Source organism: Vibrio sp. 1557 (assembly GCF_033340175.1).
GTDB classification, from domain to species: Bacteria; Pseudomonadota; Gammaproteobacteria; order Enterobacterales; family Vibrionaceae; genus Vibrio; species Vibrio alginolyticus.
This window is the reverse complement of sequence record NZ_JAWOVZ010000251.1, coordinates 1-1,106: the sequence shown is the minus strand read 5'-3', so window position 1 is coordinate 1,106 and position 1,106 is coordinate 1. Positions and strand designations below refer to the sequence as shown.

The 1,106-nt window shown below is 51.6% G+C and carries 1 protein-coding gene and 1 pseudogene; both read left to right on the top strand.

Annotated elements, in window-relative coordinates; all coding sequences use genetic code 11:
* Positions 1–164 (top strand): annotated as a pseudogene (locus R7070_RS26285) (N-carbamoylputrescine amidase); the annotation flags it as partial.
* A gap of 12 nt (positions 165–176) precedes the next feature.
* On the top strand, positions 177–1,106 hold a 930-nt coding region (aguA, locus tag R7070_RS26280; RefSeq protein WP_318141527.1), incomplete at its 3' end, for an agmatine deiminase.

Here is a 1,106-nt window from a genome sequence, read left to right as displayed (position 1 = left end):
CTGACCACACTGGTGCAAAACTTGCCGAAGCACCGCGCGAAGGTGAAACCATCATTTACGCAGAAATCGACCTCGCTACGACAGCGAACGCGCGTCACGCGTGGGGCTTGTTCCGCGACCGTCGTCCAGACCTTTACACCAGCGTTGGTAAACTAGCTGTTTAAAGAGGCGTTAAAATGAAGTTATCGACAACACCAGCGCAAGATGGCTTCTATTTTCCGGCTGAGTTTCAGCCGGTTAGTGAAGTTTGGCTAGCGTGGCCAGAAAGGAAAGACAACTGGCGTGATGACGCATTACCCGCACAAGAAACCTTTGCCAGAATCGCGAACTTAATCGCGGAAGTGACCAAGGTGTGCGTGGCGGTATGCTCGCACAACTTTGACCGAGCGCGTCAAATGCTCCATTCAGACGTACGTTTGGTGGAAATCCCATTTAACGATGCGTGGATGCGCGATATTGGACCGACCGTGCTTGTGAATCAGGCGGGTGAGCGCCGTGGGATTAGTTGGCAATTTAACGCGTGGGGCGGCGAATACAACGGGCTTTACGATAACTGGCAGCAGGACGATCTTGTCGCTGGCTCGGTGTGCGACATCATCGGTATAGATTATTATCGCGCTCCGTTTGTACTTGAAGGTGGGGCGATTCACACCGATGGTGAAGGCACCCTTTACACCACAGAAGAGTGCTTACTCAGTCCGGGGCGAAATCCGCAATTGAGCAAAGCGCAAATCGAAGAGCAGTTAAAGGCGTATCTCGGCATCGAAAAAATCATTTGGTTGCCAAATGGTTTATTCAATGACGAAACAGACGGCCATGTTGACAACCTGATGCACGTTATCGCACCGGGTAAAGTGGTACTAAGTTGGACCGATGACCCAAGCGATCCGCAATACGCGTTATCTCGTCAAGCGGAACAAGTACTGAAATCGCAGCAAGATGCGAAAGGACGCGAGATTGAAATTGTCCGTTTGCCATTACCGGGTCCGTTGCATTACAGCGAGCGCGAAGCCAATGGCATTGACGCCAGTTCAGGAATGAGTCGACAAGCTGGCGAACGCCTAAGTGCCTCTTATGCGAACTTTCTTATCGTCAACGGCCATGTG